We start from the raw sequence: 20,349 nt of genomic DNA, 5'->3' as shown, positions 1-20,349 counted from the left end.
ACCATCATGAAAACAGTCACCACGATGATGTTGCGCTGCGCCGCCATCGGCGCGAGCACTGCGGTTTGCCTCACGCTTGCCGGCTGCATGAGTTCATCGCCGATATGGGATGCGCATATGGGCGAGTCGGTGAGAAATGTCATGCACGCCCAGATCATTCATCCCGGGCCGCCGACGGATGACGACGTGCGCGGCACAGACGGTCGTGCCGCCGTGGCCGCGATGAAAAACTACGACAAGTCGCTGCGCTCGCCAACGCCGACGGCCAGCCCGTTCGTCATCGGCGTAAGCAGCGGCGGCTCGCCCATGTCGGCGCCGTCCGGGGATACCGGTCAGTAGCGCGTCCGAAACACGTTCCCGACGCACTCGTAACGCTGCGTGTGCGGCGGGCGCGACAGGCGCCCGCCACTCCATCACCCTGACGCTCAAGCGAGGCATGCTCATCATGCGAACCCTCCACACTCGACGCCGTGCCCGAGGTCGGATGCCGCGACGCGAAGGCGGCGCCATCGCGATTGTCGTGGGGCTGATGCTGGCGGTCCTGATCGGTTTCGCCGGTCTCGCGCTTGATCTCGGCAAGCTCTATGTCACGCGCAGCGAACTGCAAAACAGCGCCGATGCCTGCGCGCTGTCGGCCGCGCGAGACCTGACCGGCGCAACCCCGCTGTCAGTATCCGAAGCCGCCGGCATCGCCGCCGGGCATATCAATACCGCCCTGTTCCAGTCGACCCCCGTGACCATGACGGTGGATAGCAGCGTGACGTACAGCACGACGGCGACCGGCGCCTATGTCGACAAGGGCAGCGTGACCGGATCGTTGGCCAGCATCAAATACGTGCAGTGCACCACCGCGATGAGCGGCATCGCCAACTGGCTCATCGAGGTACTCAACGTGCTGCCGGGTGTCAGCATCGGCCCCGGTTCTGTGTCGGCACGCGCGGTGGCGACCACGACCTCGGCGCAGACGACATGTGCGATCCCCGTCTTCGTTTGCGATCCATCGAAATTCTCGCCGGCAAGCAGCTACAGCATCGGCCAATGGCTGGTTGGCAAGGGCGACAGCTCCACGGGGACTTATGCGGGCGGGGATTTCGGATGGGCGAACCTCACCGGCAGCGGCAACAGCGGCACGCCATCGCTTTCGGGCGAGCTCACAGGGTCGGGGCAATGCAACCTGCCCGTTGTAGGCACCACCGTCGGCACGGCGGGCAACAAAGCGTCGCTCGATACCGCCTACAACACGCGCTTCGGCATTTACCCGGGAGGGACACCGCCCAATGACGGCACGTCGATCACGGACTTCACCGGCTTCGCGTATGACGCCACGACATGGAGCGCGCAGGCCAACGCCTACAACGATTTCGTGACGCAGCGCAAAAACAACGCGCCGTATCAGGGCGATACGGCCACGGGCCTGAAGACCAAAGGGACCGCGGCGGCGAAGTCGGTGTATCAGGCGGGGGCGGACCGGCGGCTGCCGATTGCGCCAATGGTCGACTGCTCGAACCCCGGCAAAGGCAGCGGCGGGGCTATCTTCACCCTCACGGGCTGGGTGTGCGTGCTGATGCTCGATCCGATGCAACAGGGCGGCAATATCGATTCGGTTCATCTCGAGTATCGCGGAAAAGCGAGCGATGTCGGCAGCCCGTGCGCGACGCAAGGCACGCCTGGGTCGGTCGGCGCCGTCGGGCCGCTGGTACCGGTCCTCGTGCAATAGGAGGCGACCATGACACCCCTGCGTTATCGTCACGGAAATCAGCGCGGTGTGGTCGCGGTGGAGTTCGGTCTCGTGCTGCCCGTGCTGCTCGGGCTGTTCGGCGGGATGGTCGAGATGGGACACGCCATCTACCAGTACGACACCCTGACGAAATCGGTTCGCAACGCCACGCGCTATCTGTCCGAATTCTCGCCGATAGACCCGAACTACCCCCTCGCAGGGGCCAAATGCCTGGCCGTGTACGGCAATACCGGCTGTACCGGAACGCCGCTGATCGGCAATCTGACGACATCGAACGTGGTGGTCTGCGATCGCAGCAGCACCACCGCGCCAAGCTGCCAGGACCTGACATACGCCAATTACATGGTGTACGACGCCACCAACAACAGCAACGCGGGCACATCGGTCGGCACCATCAATCTGGTGTCGGTCAAAATTTCGGGATATCAGTACTCGCCGATCCAGGCGATCCTGAACTTCTCCGGTCTGACGTTCGGCGATATCAAGACCGTCATGAGGCAAGTGCTATGAAGCCCCCTCGCCTATCCTGTCGGCGCGCCGCCCAGCGCGGCGCGGCCGCCGTCGAATTCGCCATTGTCTCGGCCTTGTTCATTACCTTGCTGATCGGCCTGATGGAGTTTGCGCGCATTCTCTTCTATTGGAATACCGCAGCGGAAGCGGCGCGATTGGGGGCACGCGTAGCGGTCGTCTGCGACGTGGGCGCGAGCGCGGTGCAGAGCAAGATGATCAGCCTCATGCCACAACTCGCCACGGCCAATATCCAGGTGGCGTACACGCCGCCGGGTTGCGACACGAGCAGTTGCTCGCTCGTCACGGTCAGCTACACAGGGCTAACCGTCAACACCTTCATTCCCTTTGTCCCGATTTCGGTCACGTTGCCTCCATTCACCACGACGTTGCCGCGCGAAAGCCTGAGCAGCGCGTCCGGTGGGAACGTATGCAGTTGAACATCGCAAAAAGACAGACGAGGCCATCATGCTGAAAGTATTGCTCGTTTCGCAAGCATCGGACCGTTTGGCGTTGATCGCCCGCCTCGCGCGCGACCGCCCCGAGTACGATTGCTCGACGCTGCTCGCCACGCCGGCCCAATTGCTCACGTCGGCCGCACGGCTGAGCGAACACGATGTCGCGGTGATCGATTTGCCAGGCATGCAACAGGGCGAACTGCACGACATTCAAATGCTCTGCCAGCAGTTGCCGAAACTGATTTGCATCCTCGTGTCGGCCGAATCGTCGCCCGCCTTGCTGATTTCGGCGATGCGCGCCGGCGCCCGCGACGTGCTGCCCTGGCCGGTCGATCAACACGCGCTGACCGACGCCCTCGCCCGGGCGTCGATGCAGCACGGGCACGATGCGCCGCACCCGATGCGCGCCGTCTCGTTCATGTCGTGCAAGGGCGGCGCCGGCACCAGCTTCGTGGCGAGCAATGCGTCCTATCAATTTGCGGTGCAGACCGGCAGCCGCGTGCTGCTGATTGATCTCGCCCAGGAGTTCGGCGACGCGGCGTTCCTGATAAGCGACAAGACGCCGCCAACGACCCTGCCGGACGTTTGCGCGCAAGCCGATCGCATCGACGCCTCGTTCCTCGAAGGGTGCGTGACGCACGTCGACGACGGCTTCGATGTCCTGGCCGGCGCCGGCGATCCGGTCGCCGCGCTCGGTGTGACGGAAGCCAGCCTGAAGCGCATTCTCACGGCAGCCGCAAGCCGCTACGACCTGGTGGTGTTCGACATCGGCCAGATCCTCAACCCGCTCTCCCTCTATGCATTGCAGCGCAGCGATCACATCTACGTAGTCCTGCGGGCGAACATGCCATTCCTGCGGGCGAGTCGTCGGCTGTTCGACGTGCTGCGCCGCCAGGGGGTCGCCATGGACACGGTCCACTACGTGCTCAATCGGGCCGGGCGGCACGACGCTGTCGCGGTCAAGGAGGTGGCGAAGGTCATCGGCAAGCCGGCGTTGGCAGTCTTGCCCGACGAGGACGCGGTCGCTGCCGCCGCCACCAGCCAAGGCGTACCGGTGCTCACGTTGTTCAAGCGCAGTGCCCTGACCCGGGCGCTGGGCGGTCTGGCATCGAGCATGGTGGGCGCCCACGCGAGCGCAGGCATCGCGCCGGCGAACCACGGTTCGTTCATCGGCAAGCTCTTCCGCAAGGCGTCGGCCGGGCGGCCCACCCTCGTTTGATCGTCGAAACTTTGCCTCTGGGAGATCATCATGTCGCCAATCCTCGATGCCCCGTCTTTGCTGAGTCCGGCCACGTCGTCGGAGCGCATGGCTGCACCGCTCCAGGTCGCCTCCGGTATCGGCCCGCATTACGGTGAGCTCAAGCGCAAGATGCACGAGATGGTGCTGGCACGCGTCGAGCTGGAAAAACTCGCACGCCTGTCGGACACGCAAGTCAAACACGAACTCGTACAGTTGATCGATCGTGTCGTGGGCGAGCAGAACGTGCTCGTCAACGACGCGGAGCGCCGGCAGCTCGCCGGCGACATCTACGACGAGATGTTCGGCCTGGGGCCGCTCGAAGCGCTGTTGCGCGATCCGACCATCTCCGACATTCTCGTCAACACGCACAAGCGCACGTATGTCGAGCGCTTCGGCAAGCTCGAATCGACGGCCGTGACGTTCTACGACGACGCGCACCTGATGAAGATCATCGAGAAGATCGTCTCGCGCGTGGGGCGCCGCATCGACGAGTCGAGTCCGATGGTCGATGCCCGCCTGCCGGACGGCTCGCGTATCAACGCCATCATTCCCCCGTCGGCGATTGACGGTCCGCTGCTGTCGATTCGCCGCTTCGGCACCACCGCATTGCAGATGGCCGACCTCGTCCGGCTCGGCACACTCACGGAGCCGATGGCCGAAGTACTGTCCGCGCTGACTCACGCCAAGGTCAACATGCTGATCTCAGGCGGCACGGGCAGCGGCAAGACAACCTTGCTCAATATCCTCTCGAGCTTCATCCCGGACAACGAACGCATCGTGACCATCGAAGATGCCGCGGAACTACAGTTGCACCAGCTGCATGTGCTGCGGCTCGAAACGCGTCCGCCGAACATCGAGGGCAAGGGCGAAATCACGCAGCGCACGCTGGTCCGCAACGCGTTGCGGATGCGCCCCGACCGCATCATCCTTGGCGAAGTGCGCGGCGCGGAAGCGCTCGACATGCTCAATGCCATGAATACCGGTCACGAGGGGTCGCTCGCCACGATCCACGCGAATACCCCGCGCGATGCCCTGACCCGCATGGAAAACATGATCAGCATGTCGGGCCTGCAACTGCCGCCCAAGGCGATGCGTCAGCAGATCGCTTCTGCCATCACCGTGATCGTGCAGACGGCGCGCCTCACGGATGGACGTCGTCGGCTGGTCAGCCTGCAGGAAATCACGGGGATGGAAGGCGACATCATCTCCATGCAGGAGATTTTCACGTTCAAGCGGACCGGGGTCGGCGGCAATGGCGAAGTGAAAGGTCATTTCGTCGCCAGCGGTGTACGTCCGAAGTTCTCCGAGCGCCTTCAGGCATTCGGCGTCGCTTTGCCGGATGCCATCTACGATCCGTCGCGCCGGTTGGAAGTGTGACGATACCCCCGCCCGACGGGCGTCCCGCAGTGGGAGGAAACGATGAGTCCGTACTTCTACATTTTCGCGATTCTGCTCTTCGCGGCCGTGGTACTGGCCATCGAAGCCGTCTATCAGTGGTGGAGCAACCAGCACAGCGCAGCCGCCAAACGGATCGAGTCGCGCATTCGTTCGCTCTCGGCCGGCGGCCATGTCGACCGGGAGCACACGTCGATCCTGAAGACGCGGATGCTGAGCGATTCGCCGAGACTGGAACAGCTTCTGATGCGCATGCCCCGTGTGCACAGCCTCGATCTGTTCATCCTGCAGTCGGGGCTATCGTGGTCGGTGAGCCGCCTGCTGACGTTCATCCTGCTACTGGGCGCCGGGGCAGTGATCCTGGTGCTGATGTTGCCGCTGCCGTGGCGCCTGGCGCTGATCGCAGGGCCGCTGGCGGCATGCTTGCCGGTCCTGTATGTGATGCGTCGTCGCAGACGTCGACTTGCGCAGCTCGAACGCCAGTTGCCGGAAGCGGCCGACATGATCGCCCGCGCGTTGCGCGCAGGGCATGCGTTCACGGGGGCGATCGAGATGGTCGGCGATGAAATGTCGGCCCCTATCGGTGGCGAGTTCCACATCATGTTCGACGAAATCAACTACGGCGTCAGCCTCAACGACGCCCTGCTGAACCTCGCGACACGCGTGCCGGTTGCCGATCTACGCTACTTCATCATTGCGGTGATGATTCAGCGCGAGAGCGGCGGCAATCTCGCCGAGATCATGGGCAACATCGCCGAGCTCACGCGAGAGCGGCTCAAGCTGTATGAAAAGGTCAAGGTGCTGTCGGCCGAAGGACGTCTGTCCGCCAATATTCTGGAGGTGCTGCCGTTCGGCGCCGCCGGCATCATCATGGTGGTCAACCCGGCGTTTCTTGAAATTCTCTGGCACGACCCCGCCGGCATCAAGCTGGCCGTGGTGGCGCTGGTGCTGATGGCGTTGGGAATGGTGTGGATGCGCATGATTATTCGTATCCGCGTGTGAACGGCGACGGCGGGGGAACTGTCATGCCACAACTCAATCAAGGCCAAATGGTCCTGCTGGTCGGCGTCTTCGTGATCTCGTTCAGCATTGCGCTGGTCGCAGCGATCTGGTTCTGGCCCCAGAAAGCGAAAGCGCGCGCTCGCGTGGGGGCCCTCGGCGCCGGCGCGTCGGCGGACGCGCCCGGCGAGCCGACCGGTACACGCGAGTGGATTGAGCGCCTCGCCGAATGGTCGCAACCGATCTCGAAACTCTCGTTGCCCAAAGAGGGATGGGAGCATTCCGTCCTGCGGGTGCAGTTCATGAACGCCGGCTGGCGCGATGCGTCGGCGCCCGCGCTCTACTTTGCGGCCAAGACATTGCTGGCGCTGGTGCTGCCGTTGATCGGCTACTACGTTGCGAGCACGCACTACACGACGATCAACCGCACGCTGCTCCTGAGCGTTCTGTTGTTGCTCGGTGCGATCGGCTACTATTTGCCGAACGGCATTCTGACGCGCCGAATCGCCTGGCGCCAACGCGTGATTTTCGAGGATTTTCCGGACGCACTCGATCTGTTGACCGTGTGTGTCGAAGCGGGGTTGAGCCTCGATGCGGCGCTGGCCCGTGTCGCGAAGGAAATTCACGTTCGCAGCGCGGTGCTCGCGCACGAATTCGACTTGATGTTGCTCGAACTCCGGTCGGGCTATTCCAAGGAGCGTGCCTTGCGCAATCTGAGCCTGCGAACGGGCGTCGAGGATATCGATACGTTCGTGTCGATGCTGATCCAGGCCGAGCGCTTCGGGACCAGCATCGGGGCGTCGTTGCGGGTGTTGTCGGAGACCTTGCGAATGAAGCGGCGGCTGCGAGCCGAGGAGCGCGCGGCCAAAATCGCGCTGAAACTGCTGTTCCCGCTGATCTTCTTCATCTTCCCGACATTGCTGCTGGTGCTGCTTGGCCCGGCGTTCCTTCAGATCTACCGGGTGTTGTTGCCTTCGCTTTCCGGTTCGATCCATTAGCGCCGGCATGGCATTACCACGATGGCGCCTGCGCCGGCACTACACCGGCATCGCTTGACGGCAACACCCGGCGTTGTTCGCGGCGCGGGGACAGAGCAAAAACGACCGGCACGCGAGGTGCCGACGTGACCAGCATCAAGGACCTGGATCATGGAAAGCAAAAACTACGTGGATCTGCCCCTGGACGGTGCGTTGTCCCGTGACGAACCGGGCATGCAGTCTCGACCCCACTGGCGTGAAATGGCGGTGGAGATATCGGTGCGCGTGTGCTCGGCGCTGCTGCTGAGCATCTTTGCGTATTCGGCCATCCTGCAATGGCGCCTGGACCCGGCCCGTCTGACGGTGCTGCTGCTTGCGCTTGCGTCGTCGTTGACCGTCGGTCTGTCGCTGTTTGCCCGCATTCCCGAGAAGCGCGACTGGCGACCGCTGAGCATTGCGCTGTCGGTCGGCGGCACGTTCTACTTCCTGGCTATCGAGCTGGCGCCAGGGATCCGGCTTATCCCGGAGCAGGTGGGTGCAACCCTGTGTTGTGCGGGCATTCTGTGGCAACTGCTCGCCAAGGCGTCGTTGCGCCGGTCGTTCGGCATCTTGCCGGCAAACCGGGGCATCGTGACCCGCGGCGCCTATCGTCTTGTCCGGCATCCGATCTATCTCGGCTACTTCATCACGGACATGGGCTTTCTGTCGACGAACTTCGGTTGGCGCAATCTCCTCGTCTATGCCGGCTTGTACGTCCTTCAGATTGGACGTCTGCTTCGGGAAGAACGGCTCTTGTCCCACGACCCGGAATATCGCGCTTATCGAGCCAACGTGCGTTACCGCGTCATCCCCGGGGTGTTCTGACGACAGTGCCGTCGGGCCGACGAAGGTCGTCGTCGATGAATGACGACGCAAGCCCAAGCTGACGCGTCGACGACATCACGATGTTCGCAAAGGCCTTTGCGGCGGCGGTTCGGTGGACCCGCTGCCGCTCGAGAATGGCCACGGTACGGCTCGTGATGGGCTCCGGCAAATCGAGATGCGAGAGCCCTGTCGGCACGTCCCCGCTGACCTGGGGCAATACGGTGGCCATCCCCCCAAGCTGGACAATTCTCAGTACCGCGCTGATCGAGTTGGCCTCGATCTCGATGTTCGGCGCGATTTTGTGCGCTCGGAAGTACGCATCCGCATACGTCCTAGCGGCAAAACCTTCGACGAGCATCACAAGCGGCAGGCTCGCAAATTGCGCCGATGTGATGGCACCCCCCGCGCAGCGCAGTGGATGCGCCGAACTGACGACAAGCGTTGCCCGCTCCTCGAATAGGGGCGTCACCTGGATGCCTTCGGTTCGAACATCGGTGAATCCAACGCCAATGTCGCTTTCATCCGCGCACAACGCGTCTTCGATGGCGTCGAGCGACATTTCCGACAAATACACGTGGACGTTCGGATAGTGCTCGTGAAACGAGTGCACCCATTTCGGCATCAGCGATTCGGTAAATGAAGGCGTACACGCCACGCGAAGCACCCCGCGCGACAAATCCTCCACCTCCTGCAACGCTCGCCACCCGGCTTCAAGCTCGAACAGCGCCTTGCGCGCATGCGCAACGTATGTCTCACCGGCATCGGTGAGTCGGATCGACCGTCCGGATCGATCAAACAACGTCGTGCCGAGGTAGTCCTCGAGCTGCTTGATCTGCTGCGACAACCCAGGCTGGGAAACACCTAACGCGTCGGCAGCACGCGTGAAGTTCTTGTGCTCTGCAACAGCGAGCAAATATCGAATCTGACGTGGAACCACGGCGCGGCTCTCCATAACTTGAACTTATCGGGACCATTGCAACCACGTCTTGGACTCAATCGACGCGCAGAGGCAGAATCATGGACGGCCCGCCGATCAAAGTCACTCGTGCGGCGAGTCGCTTTTTCTTTTACACCATAACAATTCGAAAGGTTATGTTGACTCAAAAGCAGTTGCAAGCGTGGTTAGGCGCGTTCCTGCCGAACGCCACAGGCCTGCGTACACGGGAACGCCTGCGTTCTGGCCTGGGCGCAGCAACAGCGCTGACGATCGCCGGACTGATCATCCATCGACTCCCCGGGTTCTCCAGCCGCTTTCCGTTGCTGATCGCCCCGATGGGAGCCTCTTCGGTGCTGCTCTTTGCCGTACCCGCGAGCCCACTCGCTCAACCGTGGTCGGTGATTGGCGGCAACGTCATCGCCGCCATCGTCGGCGTCACGTGCGGCATCGTCATTACGAATGTGCCGATTGCCGGCGCGATCGCCGTTTCCGTGGCCATTCTGGCGATGTTTGCGGCGCGTTGCGTGCATCCGCCCGCCGGTGCCGTGGCACTGACCGCCGTGTTCGGCGGGGCCGGCATCCATGAAATGGGCTATGCCTTCGCCATTGCCCCCGTTGCCCTGCAGTCGACGGTGCTGGTGTCGCTCGCCATCATTTATCACTCGCTCACGGGGCACCGCTATCCGCATCGCGTGGTAAAGGTCAAGGCGACGGAGTCGGCGGATGCTTCGATACAAGCCGGCGGCGGATTCACGCGTAAAGATCTGGAAGCCGTGCTGGCGCGCCGAAATGAATTCATCGACGTGGACATCGACGACCTGGAGGCGCTCCTGCGAGAAACCCAGCTCGCCGCCTGCCGCCGAACATTTCACGGCCTGACGTGCGAGGACATCATGACGAAGTCGCCATTGACGGTGCTCAAGGAGACGGATTGCTCGGTGGCGCTCAAGTTGCTGGAGCGTCACGCCATCAAGGCCCTTCCGGTACGCGACGCCGATCATCAGATCGTCGGCATCGTGACGCGGTATGACATCCATCGCGAGCTTGGACGTGCGGCAGGACCGCAAAGCATTGGCAACGCGCTCGGTTGGCTTCTCCCCGGGAAGGACAACACCCGATCGGTCGGCTCGGTGATGACGACCAAGGTGTGCACCGCAAAGGGCTCAGATTCCATTCTCGACCTGCTGCCCACGTTCTCCGCGACCGGGCACCACCATATTCCAGTGGTTGATGACGGCAATCGTGTCATCGGAATGATTACGGAGAGCGACTTGATTGCGGGACTTCACGCGGGAACGCAACTTCACCAGCTCGAAGCCGCGTAGATCTTCCCGGCATTTACCAGGAGGGGGGCATGAACCTGAGAACCATCGAAACCTATCGGTCCGTCCACATCGAGGCTGCGCTCGAGCTTGAGCATCACGGGTACATCGCGTGGATACGCTATCGCGATAGGCGCAGGATGATTGCCCACCGGCAAGTGGCTCCCTCGGTCGGAAAATGCTTTGAGGCGGTAGATGTCCTCGTCAGGCAGTTGCGCGCCGAGATTGACGAGATGATTCGGCGCGGCGACGCCACCGAAGATCCAAGACGGGTTCACTGGGCGCCGGGGCCGTCGCCCCGGATGCCGTAGGGCGAGCGGTAGTCCGGGACGGGCGACGATCCCTCTTCCCTATGCCTCGCGCCTATTTCTCCGTCAGGCTGGCCTAACGACGGTGTCGTGCATGGCGCCGTCCGCCCAGCCGTCCTGGTATTCGATGTGCAGCACCGACGCTACCCGCGAAAAGGCTCACCGCCGGGCCGGGTGCGCATGCCGGGTGCGAGACGCGTCCAGGGCAAATCGGCGGGATCGGCGGTCATGGGGCCTGGCGCCTTCGCCACCAACACCGCCTCGGCGATTGGCTCGAAGTCCGCGCGAAAATGAACCGAGCTCTTGTTCACGAGGATGCGCATCTCCTCCGGCTGGATTCCCGCCACGCGATACAGATTGCGGTCCAGCATCTGCGCCTTGCTGGAACTGATTGCAATCAACACATCGTCGATGCGCAAGCACGCGACCTGGCCAAGTTCCGCTTGCATGCCGTTCATCATGGGGCCGTCATAGCGGCACCGCCCCTCGGAGAGGAACGTGACTTCGAACTTGCCGACGAACGGTTGGTCGCCAGGCACGCCCGACTGCCCGCCCAACGACGTCTCGATCTGCACGCCTATGCCCGCGCGATGCGCTAACGCCGCAGCCTCCGGATCGTATATCAGGCCGATAGCAGCACGCTTCGCCCCATGACGAACAAGGGCTCGCAGCATCTCCATCGTGTTGGCATCGCCACCGGCCCCGGGATTGTCCTGCGTATCGGCAATGACGACCGGACGACTCGCCCCTTCGGATAATCGCATCGCTTCTTGCACTGCGGCATCGGGGGACAGGAACGTGACGCGCCACGCAGACTCCTCGTCGATCATGCGCCGGTAAAGCGCATCGACGGCCGCTTGCGTGGCGTCGGCCGCATGTCCGTACGCCCAAATCACCGGACCGCATTCAGGAAAATCCGCTGCCGGAAACCCAGGTGCGAACGATGCCGATACGACATCGCCCACTTCCGCCTCGCCGACGCGATGGTACATCCCGCGCGATGGTTCGAGCAGCGTACACATGCCATTGATCGGAATGAGAAAGGGCAATCGCCGCGACGCGCGATGCAGCCCTTCCCCCGATATCAACCGTGCAAGCAGCTCGGCGGCACGCGCCCCCGTCTCGGCCATATCCACGTGCGGATACGTGCGATACGCGACGAGTGCATTCGCGCTGCCCAACATTCGTTTGGTGACGTTCGCGTGCAGGTCGAGCGACGCGACAATGGGCACGCTCGGGCCGACGACCTCGCGTACGCGCGCAAGCAGCTCGCCTTCCCCATCGTCGACATGTTCGGCAACCATCGCCCCATGCAGGTCGAGATACACCGCATCGAACCGCTGCGTGCGCGCCGCCTCCAAGATCTCGCCCGCGATCCGCTCGAATGCGTCGCGCGTCACGTGCGCCGACGGACTCGCGCCTGCCCAGATAACCGGCGAGAGCACATATCCGGCAGCCTCCGCCGCTCGAATGAAGCCGCCGGCGGGAATGTTGACGTCGCGCAGCGCGAGTACGTCGCTGCCGCGCGACATCGACGGAAAGCCTTCGCCACGCTCGAAGTTCTCGTAAGCGGCTTTCGACGGCGCAAAGGTATTGGTTTCGTGTTGGAAACCGGCGATCAAAATGGTCGGAGGAGTACGGGACAAAATCAGACCTCTGGTGAGATTGTGTGGGGGGGGGCGGGATCGGGCGTCACCGGCATCGCAGACGTCAAGCGGTGCGTGCCGGACGCATCGCGATCAATACGATTGCGCCGATGGCCAGCAGCGCGACCATCACGTACAGCCCGGCGTGCAGACTGCCGGTCGCACCCTGCGCCCAGCCGATGATCGTCGGACTCAGGAAACCGCCCATCAGCCCGATGGTGTTAATAAGCGCAATGCCGCCCGATGCGGCGTCGCCCTTGAGGTACTCGGACGGCATTGCCCAGAACACGGTATAGGCGACCCACATCATGGCGGTCGCAATCGTCATGCAGGTCAGCGAGAGCGCGAGATCGCTGCTGAAGAGCGTGGCGAGCGCCAGCGTCGCCGAACCGATGAGTGCGGGCACTGCGCTGTGATAGCGGCGCTCGCCGCGCCGGTCGGAACTGCGGCCGACGAGCAGCATCGCGACGGCCGCCGCGACGTAAGGTATCGCCGAGTAAAAGCCAATCTGCAGGGTGTCTCGCACGCCGGCCGCCTTGATGATCGACGGCAGCCAGAAGCTCACTGCGTAGATTCCGCAGATAAAGCAGAAGTATGGCAACGCGAGCCAATAGACCCGCGGATCCTTCGCGACCTCCGCGAACGAATGATGTGAGCCGCCCCGGGCATCGAGTTCCGACGCGAGCAGGCGCTTCTCGTCGGCGCTCAGCCAACGTGCGTCGGCAGGCCGGTCGTCGAGCACAAACAGCGCGAGCACGCCGAACACCACGCACGGCAATCCCTCGATCAAGAACATCCACTGCCAGCCGTCAAGGCCGTGCGCGCCGGAGAACGCCGTCATGATCCACGTCGACAGGGGGCCACCCAACATGCCCCCAATCGGACCGGCCAGCATGACGATCGCCATGACCTGCGCCATGCGCGCGCGACCGTACCAATAGGTCAGGTAGAAGATCATGCCGGGTGCGAATCCCGCCTCGAAGACGCCGAGCAGGAACCTCATCGTGTAGAACATCGGCTCCGAACGCACGAACACCATCGCCGCCGACGTCACCCCCCACAACACCATGATCCGGCTGATGGTTTTGCGCGCGCCAACCTTCGGCAAGAGGAGATTGCTGGGGACTTCGAACAACACATAGCCGAGGAAGAAAATACCCGCGCCGAGACCGTACACGGCGTCGGAGAAGCCCAGATCGCTTTGCATCTGAAGCTTCGCGAAGCCAATATTCACCCGATCGAGGTACGCGAACGTGTAGCAAAGCAGCAGAAACGGAAGCAGCCGCCAGTTCAGCTTGCGATAAAGCGCCGCGTGCCGTTCAGTGAGAGGCGTGGAAGGAATAGCGGACAAGAGCGTTCTCCGGTGTGCGTAGGATGAATTCATCATTAACAGCCAAAAACCGAAGAGCAAGAGCAACCTAAGTCGGTTATCGTTGCTCATTTGGCAACACTTAACCGAGGACGGAAACGGTGCGTGAACTGAATCAACGGCGTTTGCGGTATTTTCACGAAGTGCTTACGCACGGCTCGATCCGCGCGGCAGCCGACAGCCTCAATACGGCGGCGTCGGTGATCACTCGGCAAATCCGGCTGCTCGAGGACGAGATTGGCGCACCGCTTTTCGAGCGGCGTGCGCGGGGTGTCCGGCCGACCGAAGCGGCCATGCACCTCCTCGAATATTGGCGGGGATGCCAGTCTCAACAGGAGCAGTTCGAAGATCGGCTTGAGGCGCTGCGCGGGTTGAAGCGGGGTAATGTCCGGCTCGCGATCAGCGAGGGTTACATCGACGGCCTGATGGAAGAGGTGCTCAACGACTTCTGCATGCAGTTCCCCGGACTCGACGTGATCGTCGATATCCTGCCGGTCAACAACGTGCTGGAGGAGGTGGCGCAGAGCCGCGCGCACATCGGTCTGGCCTATAACCCGCCCGCCCACCCGGAGATTGAATTCCGCGCAACGTCGTCACAGCCGATCGTGCTGCTCGTCAATACCCGGCATCCGCTCGCACTGCGAGGCGGAACCGTCACCATCGACGAAATGCTGCAATTTCCGTTGGCGTTGATGCCGCCCGCATTCGGGCTTGGACAGGTTGTCGAGATGCTGGCTTACACGGAAAACGTCGACATCCGCCGAACGCTGACCACAAACTCGCTTCAGGTACTACGCCACTTCGTCACTCGCGGAGAAGGCGCGACGCTGATCGGCGCCTTCTCCGTATACCGCGAAATCGATGCCGGCGAACTCGTTGCACTGCCCATTGCACATCCCCTCTTCGAAGCAGCGAAGGCTCGGGTGCTGGTGAAGTCTGGTCGTCCGCTTTCTCCGGCGGCGGAAACGTTGCTGACGTGGATTCTGAAGCGCATGACGATGTTTTCGCAGAGCCATTGAACCTGAGAGCAAGTGGCGCCGTTGGCGCGACCCGTGCTCAATGGAACGAAAGTCCGGCGAATACGCGGAGCACCACATCTCCGCCGGAGTGCCCCTAAACAAGCTGTCCCACGATCGCCTTGGCCCGCTCCACGACTGGCCGATCAACGAGTTTGCCGTCCACGGCGATCGCGCCTGCGCCTCCCGTGGCGACCGCATCGAGCACCCGCGTCGCCCACTCGGCTTCCTGTTGCGTCGGCAGGAAACCGTCGCGCACGATCCCGACCTGCCTCGGGTGAATACAAAGCTTTGCCCCGAAACCGAATGCGCGCGAATGGCGCACGTCGGCACGCAACGCATCGTCGTCGCCGATTGCGACGGTCACCCCGTCGATGGGCGCCGGCAACCGCGCATAGCGTGACTCGATCACGAACTGCGTGCGAATCGCATCGAGCGCGGCACCGTCGTCGCCGATGCCGGCGTCCGCGCAGAAGTCGACCGTACCGAATGCCAGGCGGGTCACCCCCGGCGCCCCCGCGATTTCGCGCAAATTCACCACCGCATCGACCGTCTCGATCAGCGCGTAAAGCGTCTGAGCCTCGCGCAAGTGGGCGCGCAACGACCGCATCTCGTCAGCCCGCTCCGTCTTTGGCAACATGATCCCCGCGACGCCCGGCATTTCGGTCAATCGCAGATCGTCGGCATGCCAGGGCGTATGCACGCCGTTGATGCGCACCAACACGCGCGAGTCTTCGCCGTGCTGCGCCAGCCATTGAAAAAGCGCGTCGCGCGCCGTCTGTTTGTTATCGGGAGAAACGGCGTCCTCGAGATCGAGGATCACGCGTGCCGCGTCGGTGGCGAGCGCCTTGTCGAAGCGATCCGGACGGTCGCCGGGAACGAACAAATACGTGGATACAGCGTTCATGGGTGCCCCTTTGCGCGGGCGCCCTTCCCGACGCTTTGACGGGGTGTCAGGAGGCGGCGCGCCAGTCGCGTTGAAATGTTTCCGAATAACTGAAGCGGTCGGCCGGGTGAATGCTGATCGCCGCCTCGACGATTTCCTCGCGGCGATTCAGATACCGCCGGCAAATCCACAAGGCCGCCGACTTCGGCTTCACGTTGAGCCTGCGCGCCTGCGCCGGCGTGATAAGCGTGGCCCGAATCTCCTGCTGCACCGCCGCGATCTTCTCACCGAACTGCTCTTCGATCAGCGTGTAGATCGGCACGTGCGAACTGTCCGCGATCCCCTCCAGCGAACGAAACGCCGGATGGATATAGATGTCGCTGACACAAATGGGGTCCGGCTCGCCGCCACTGCGCCGCAGCGCCGACAGATGCAGCCACGACTCACCATTACCGGCGCGCAGCACCGGCGCCAGTGTCTCGTCGACTTCGACCAGATCGCGCGCCAGGATCTCCAGCTCGGTGTCGGCCGTGTATTGCTGCAAGTCGCCCAGTTGCCGCATCACCTGCTGGTAGCCGCTGACCGCCTCGCGCGCCAACACGCGCGTGCCGACACCGGGCTGGCGATCCACCAGCCCCATCTGCACCAGGCGCTTGACCGCCTCGCGCACCGTGAAGCGGCTGGCACCGAACTGCTCGCACAGATCGAATTCGGTCGGCAGGAAGTCACCGACCGCGTACCGGCCGTCGCGGATCTCATGGATCAGCGTCTGCGCGAGCTGAAGATAGCGTGGCTGCTGGTTAAGCAATGGGGTCATGCGCGTGATCGGCGTTGCCGGTGAGGAGTAATGGTGTCATTGCACCACAGCTTGTTCGCGCAGCCAAGCGATCGCGTCGTCGCCGAACCCGGCTTCGCGCAGCACCTCGTCCGTATGCTCGCCCATGCGCGGCGCCGCGCGTGCCGGCAGCGGCGTGTCGATGCGCACCGGCGACGCCACGCCCTTGATCGGGCCATGCTCCGGGTGCTCGAAGTCCATCACACGCGCCTGCTCGGCCACGAATGGATTGTCGAGCGCCTGCGCAACATCGTGCACCGGCGCCGCCGGCACCTTGCCCGCGAAGCGCTGCATCCACGTCGCCGTGTCCTCGGTCATCAACACGTCGTCGAGTTCGCGGCGCACACGGTTGCGATGCTTGAGGCGCGCCGCATAGTTGCAAAGCTCGGGGTCGGTGATCCATTCCGGCTTGCCGATCTCCTGCGCCAGCACGCCCCAGAACTTCTCCTTGTTGCACATCAGGAAGATCCAGCCGTCGCGCGTGCGGTACAACTCGCTGGGCGTGAGCGACGGATGGCTCGAACGCGGTTCGCGCCGCGTCATGTGTCCGCCGTTCAGGTACCACGTGGCCACATAGGCCAGGTTATGCAGCGCCACGTCGAACAGACTGACATCGAGGTCGCGCCCCGTGCCCGTCTTGCGCGCTTCGAGCACCCCGGCGAGCAACGCCATCGAGGCGGTCGTGCCGGTCATCAAGTCGATGATCGACAGGCCGAAGCGCGCGGGCGGACCGTCCGGCTCGCCGGTGAGCGACAGATAGCCGGCCTCGGCCTGCATCAGGTAGTCGTAGCCGGGCCACGCCTTGCGCGAACCGGTGCGGCCGTAAGCCGACAAGTGCACGCATACGAGCGCGGGGTTCGCGCGCGCCAGCGACGCATAGTCGAGGCCGAGCTTGACGGGGAGGTCGCCGCGCAGATTGTCGAACACGGCGTCCGCGGACTCGACCAGCTTGAGCAGGATCTCCCGGCCTTCCGCGCTCTTGAGGTCGAGCGCCATGCTGCGCTTGTTGCGATTGAACGCTTCGTAGAAATGACTGTCGCCCTCGCCGAAGAAGTGCGGGCCGACCGCGCGGCCGACGTCGCCGCCGTCCTTCGCGTTCTCGATCTTGATGATGTCGGCGCCGAGATCGGCCAGATGCTGCGTGGCGAACGGACCGGCACCGTATTGCTCGACTGCGATCACCCGCAGTCCGGACAGTGGCAGGCTCATACCGGATTCCTCTCGATCAATTGCTTTGCGATGATGATGCGTTGCAGCTCGTTGGTCCCCTCGCCGATCACGAGCAGCGGCGCATCGCGATACAGACGCTCGATGTCGAATTCCTTCGAATAACCGTAGGCGCCGTGGATGCGCATCGCCTCGGTGCTGTTCTCGACGCCGGCCTCGGTGGCGAAGTACTTCGCCATGCCCGCTTCCATGTCGCAGCGCTCGCCGCGGTCATACGCTTGCGCCGCCGCATCGACGAGCAACCGCGAGGCATGCACGCGTGTCGCCATCTCGCCGAGCTTGAGCTGAATCGCCTGATGCTCGCAGATCGGCTTGCCGAAGGTCTTGCGTTGCTGACTGTAGGCCACCGACGCGTCGAGTGCCGCCACCGCGATGCCCAGACCGCGTGCCGCGACGTTGATGCGACCCAGCTCCAGCCCGCTCAGGATCTGCTTCAGGCCGCGCCCCTCCTCGCCGCCGATCAGGCGGTCGACCGGCACGCGGTAGTTGTCGAAGTTGAGTTCGCAAGTATCGATGCCCTTGTAACCGAGCTTTTCCAGCTTGCGGCTCACTTCGAAGCCCGGCCCCTTCTCCGCTATGAGCAGGCTCATGCCGCGATGTCGCGGCTGTGCCGTCGTATCGGTCTTGACCAGCAGCACCAGGCAATTGCCGTACAAGCTGTTGGTAATCCAGGTCTTCGCGCCATTGACCACGTAATGATCGCCGTCGCGCGTGGCGGTCGTGCGGATCGCCTGCAGATCGGTGCCACAATCCGGCTCGGTCAGGCCGATGCCGCCGCGCAACTCGCCGGTCGCGAAGCGCGGCAGGAAGGCCGCCTTCTGGTCCGGTGTGCCGTTGCGCTGCACCGTCATCGCCATGATCAGATGCGAATTGACGATGCCGCTGAGCGACATCCACACCGCCGACATGCGCTCGATCATGCGCGCGTAGGTGCGGGTCGAGAGCCCCAATCCGCCGTACTCGGGCGCGATCAGGCAGCCGAACAGCCCCATCTCCTTCATTTGCTCGACGATCTCGGCGGGATACTCGTCGGCTTTCTCCAGGGCATGCACATAGGGCTTGACCTCCACCTTGAGGAAGCGGTCGAGCATGTCGAGGATCAGGGTATCGTCCTCGCCTTGCCCTGCGGTGTTGTTTTCCACTTGCGTCATCTCACTTTCTCCAGACATTCAATCGCGGCCTAGACCGCCTCGCCGAGCACGGCGTGCAGGGCGCCCGCCGGCAGGCGGTCGAGAGCGAGCACGGTCTCGCGCACCTTGTCAACGCGTGCCTGCGGCAGTACACGCGCGGCATTGGCGACGTATTTCTCCACGATTTCCTCATTGCTGAGCGGACGATCCGCGCTACCGCGATTGATCGCCTCGCGATGCGCGAGCGTGCTGCCGTCGCGCAGTTCCAGCACGACTTCCCCCGTATAGTGGCGCGGGAAGGTGCTGGCCGGGTCGATCTCGTGCTCGACCTTCGCGGCCAGCGCGAGTACCGCGTCGTTGCGCAGCGCCGCCGGTTCGAGTTCGTCGAGCGTGAAGTGGCCTTTGATCAAGGCACTCGATACCACATAAGGTACGCTGAACTGCGCGTCGTAGCTGTTGGCCGGACGGCGCTTGTTGGCCACCGGCTCGCACACCGTTTTGACGACCGCCTCGGGCACCTTCACGCGAATGCGCTCGACCTGATCGCCCAGTTCGTTGATCTTTGCGCCTCGTTGCTGCCATACCTTGTGCAACGCCGTGCCAGCGTCGGCGAATGCGTGCGTGAAATGGCAGGCCGGCACCGGCTTGATCGCGACTTCCTCGATCTGCCATTGCTCGCCAAGGCCTTCCGTCGCGAGCGCCAGATCGGCATTGCCGCGCTGTTCGCCGAGGTAGCTCGAAAACAGGCCGAAGCGCCCTTCATACGGTGCGGATGCGCCGATGTAGCCGTGCGCGGCCATGGTCGCCGCGGTGAACGCCGACTGCGCTGCCCAGCCCGGATGCAAGCGTTTGGTCCAGGCCCCGTCTTGCAGGAATTCGAGGCTGCCGCTGGCCATCGACAGCGCAATGCCCTGCGCCATTGCAGTCTGTTGCGCGTTCAGGCCCAGCAGGCGAGAGGCCGCCAGCGTGCAGCCGAAGATCCCCACGACTCCGGTCGGATGAAATCCCACCTGATGGAATCCCCCCTTCGCCACCGAGCCGATGCGCGTTGCCGCTTCCATGCCGGCGATGTAGGCCGCCAGCGTCTGCGCGCCATCGACACCGCGCAGTTCCGACACGCCGAACACGCACGGCAGCACGCTCGCGGTGGCATGGATCACGCCGCGCGAATGCGTGTCGTCGAAGTCGAGGCCGTGCACGAGCACGCCGTTCATGACCATCGCGTCGCGTGTGTTGAGGCGATGGCCACGGCCGATCACCGTCGCGCCCGGTTTGTCTCCGGCGCTCAGGGCCGTGAGACCTTCGAGCGCAACCCGGGTGAAGTCGGCCGGCTGCGACGCGTAGGCCAGGCCGATCGCGTCGAGCAGCAAATGCTTGGCGCGTTCGCGCACAACCATCGGCACCGCGTCGAGCGAAAGGCCCAGAGCGAACGAGGCCAGCGTCGCCGAGATCCCCTGGGGCGTGTGGTTCACTTCTGAAGTCATGCTGTCTCCTT

The 20,349-nt window shown here is 63.5% G+C and carries 20 protein-coding genes; 12 read left to right on the top strand and 8 right to left on the bottom strand.

All coding sequences use genetic code 11. The features are described from left to right. The first annotated feature begins 6 nt into the window (after positions 1–6). The 9 genes from PCE31107_RS19980 (at position 7) to PCE31107_RS19940 (ending at position 8,178) form a co-directional block, all read left to right on the top strand. Positions 7–339, top strand: coding sequence for a hypothetical protein (locus PCE31107_RS19980; RefSeq protein WP_246181899.1), 333 nt, complete (start codon positions 7–9; stop codon positions 337–339). Positions 340–484: 145 nt separating this feature from the next. Then, positions 485–1,717, top strand: a complete 1,233-nt coding sequence (locus tag PCE31107_RS19975; RefSeq protein WP_150610405.1) for a pilus assembly protein TadG-related protein — start codon at positions 485–487, stop codon at positions 1,715–1,717. A 9-nt stretch (positions 1,718–1,726) separates the two neighbouring features. Then, the gene (locus tag PCE31107_RS19970; protein WP_150610404.1) at positions 1,727–2,248 is read left to right on the top strand and encodes a TadE/TadG family type IV pilus assembly protein; all 522 of its coding nucleotides are present in this window, start codon (positions 1,727–1,729) and stop codon (positions 2,246–2,248) included. Further along, positions 2,245–2,685 carry a TadE family protein gene (locus PCE31107_RS19965; RefSeq protein WP_130026361.1) on the top strand — a complete coding sequence of 147 codons (441 nt, stop codon included), beginning with the start codon at positions 2,245–2,247 and terminating at the stop codon, positions 2,683–2,685. Before PCE31107_RS19970 ends, PCE31107_RS19965 begins: the two co-directional genes overlap by 4 nt. A 28-nt stretch (positions 2,686–2,713) precedes the next feature. Further along, positions 2,714–3,922, top strand: coding sequence for a CpaE/TadZ family protein (locus tag PCE31107_RS19960; RefSeq protein WP_150610403.1), 1,209 nt, complete (start codon positions 2,714–2,716; stop codon positions 3,920–3,922). Between the two features lie 87 nt (positions 3,923–4,009). After that, positions 4,010–5,320 carry a TadA family conjugal transfer-associated ATPase gene (locus PCE31107_RS19955; protein ID WP_240756316.1) on the top strand — a complete coding sequence of 437 codons (1,311 nt, stop codon included), beginning with the start codon at positions 4,010–4,012 and terminating at the stop codon, positions 5,318–5,320. A gap of 42 nt (positions 5,321–5,362) precedes the next feature. Then, entirely contained in the window at positions 5,363–6,340 is a 978-nt protein-coding gene (locus tag PCE31107_RS19950; protein WP_150610402.1) for a type II secretion system F family protein, read from the top strand. A gap of 23 nt (positions 6,341–6,363) precedes the next feature. Further along, on the top strand, positions 6,364–7,335 hold the full coding sequence (locus PCE31107_RS19945; protein ID WP_150610401.1) for a type II secretion system F family protein: 972 nt from the start codon (positions 6,364–6,366) through the stop codon (positions 7,333–7,335). Between the two features lie 213 nt (positions 7,336–7,548). Beyond that, a complete protein-coding gene (locus tag PCE31107_RS19940; protein ID WP_174966740.1) occupies positions 7,549–8,178 on the top strand; it encodes a methyltransferase family protein in 630 nt (209 codons plus the stop codon). Here PCE31107_RS19940 and cynR read toward each other — a convergent pair. After that, a complete protein-coding gene (cynR, locus tag PCE31107_RS19935) occupies positions 8,159–9,115 on the bottom strand; it encodes a transcriptional regulator CynR (RefSeq protein ID WP_150610400.1) in 957 nt (318 codons plus the stop codon). The two genes, PCE31107_RS19940 and cynR, sit on opposite strands and share 20 nt — an antisense overlap. A 155-nt stretch (positions 9,116–9,270) precedes the next feature. Here cynR and PCE31107_RS19930 point away from each other — a divergent pair, with 155 nt between their 5' ends. Both PCE31107_RS19930 and PCE31107_RS19925 read left to right on the top strand, forming a co-directional pair. Continuing rightward, a complete protein-coding gene (locus PCE31107_RS19930; protein ID WP_150610399.1) occupies positions 9,271–10,440 on the top strand; it encodes an HPP family protein in 1,170 nt (389 codons plus the stop codon). A gap of 29 nt (positions 10,441–10,469) precedes the next feature. Continuing rightward, the gene (locus PCE31107_RS19925) at positions 10,470–10,748 is read left to right on the top strand and encodes a hypothetical protein (protein WP_130026366.1); all 279 of its coding nucleotides are present in this window, start codon (positions 10,470–10,472) and stop codon (positions 10,746–10,748) included. A 140-nt stretch (positions 10,749–10,888) separates the two neighbouring features. Here PCE31107_RS19925 and PCE31107_RS19920 read toward each other — a convergent pair whose 3' ends face one another. Both PCE31107_RS19920 and PCE31107_RS19915 read right to left on the bottom strand, forming a co-directional pair. Next, the gene (locus tag PCE31107_RS19920) at positions 10,889–12,391 is read right to left on the bottom strand and encodes a M81 family metallopeptidase (protein ID WP_246181898.1); all 1,503 of its coding nucleotides are present in this window, start codon (positions 12,389–12,391) and stop codon (positions 10,889–10,891) included. A gap of 64 nt (positions 12,392–12,455) precedes the next feature. Further along, positions 12,456–13,742: an MFS transporter gene (locus tag PCE31107_RS19915; protein ID WP_150610398.1), complete on the bottom strand. Its 1,287-nt coding sequence runs from the start codon at positions 13,740–13,742 to the stop codon at positions 12,456–12,458. A gap of 119 nt (positions 13,743–13,861) precedes the next feature. On the opposite strand from PCE31107_RS19915, the gene PCE31107_RS19910 reads away from it, so the two are divergent. Next, complete coding sequence (locus tag PCE31107_RS19910; protein ID WP_150610397.1) at positions 13,862–14,779, top strand: LysR family transcriptional regulator; 918 nt, start codon at positions 13,862–13,864, stop codon at positions 14,777–14,779. 94 nt (positions 14,780–14,873) lie between these two features. On the opposite strand, the gene PCE31107_RS19905 is transcribed toward PCE31107_RS19910, so the two are convergent. The 5 genes from PCE31107_RS19905 to PCE31107_RS19885 are packed head-to-tail and all read right to left on the bottom strand — an operon-like array spanning position 14,874 to position 20,338. Beyond that, positions 14,874–15,683, bottom strand: a complete 810-nt coding sequence (locus PCE31107_RS19905) for an HpcH/HpaI aldolase/citrate lyase family protein (RefSeq protein ID WP_150610396.1) — start codon at positions 15,681–15,683, stop codon at positions 14,874–14,876. Positions 15,684–15,729: 46 nt separating this feature from the next. After that, entirely contained in the window at positions 15,730–16,479 is a 750-nt protein-coding gene (locus PCE31107_RS19900) for a GntR family transcriptional regulator (protein ID WP_150610395.1), read from the bottom strand. Between the two features lie 36 nt (positions 16,480–16,515). Next, a complete protein-coding gene (locus PCE31107_RS19895) occupies positions 16,516–17,706 on the bottom strand; it encodes a CaiB/BaiF CoA transferase family protein (RefSeq protein ID WP_150610394.1) in 1,191 nt (396 codons plus the stop codon). Continuing rightward, positions 17,703–18,875, bottom strand: a complete 1,173-nt coding sequence (locus tag PCE31107_RS19890) for an acyl-CoA dehydrogenase family protein (protein ID WP_150564055.1) — start codon at positions 18,873–18,875, stop codon at positions 17,703–17,705. Before PCE31107_RS19890 ends, PCE31107_RS19895 begins: the two co-directional genes overlap by 4 nt. A 29-nt stretch (positions 18,876–18,904) precedes the next feature. Next, the gene (locus PCE31107_RS19885) at positions 18,905–20,338 is read right to left on the bottom strand and encodes an MmgE/PrpD family protein (RefSeq protein ID WP_150610393.1); all 1,434 of its coding nucleotides are present in this window, start codon (positions 20,336–20,338) and stop codon (positions 18,905–18,907) included. Positions 20,339–20,349: the final 11 nt, after the last annotated feature.

Source organism: Pandoraea cepalis, assembly GCF_902459625.1.
Classification (GTDB): Bacteria; Pseudomonadota; Gammaproteobacteria; order Burkholderiales; family Burkholderiaceae; genus Pandoraea; species Pandoraea cepalis.
The sequence above is the reverse complement of the archived record's forward strand: the minus strand, read 5'-3'. Positions and strand labels throughout refer to the sequence as shown.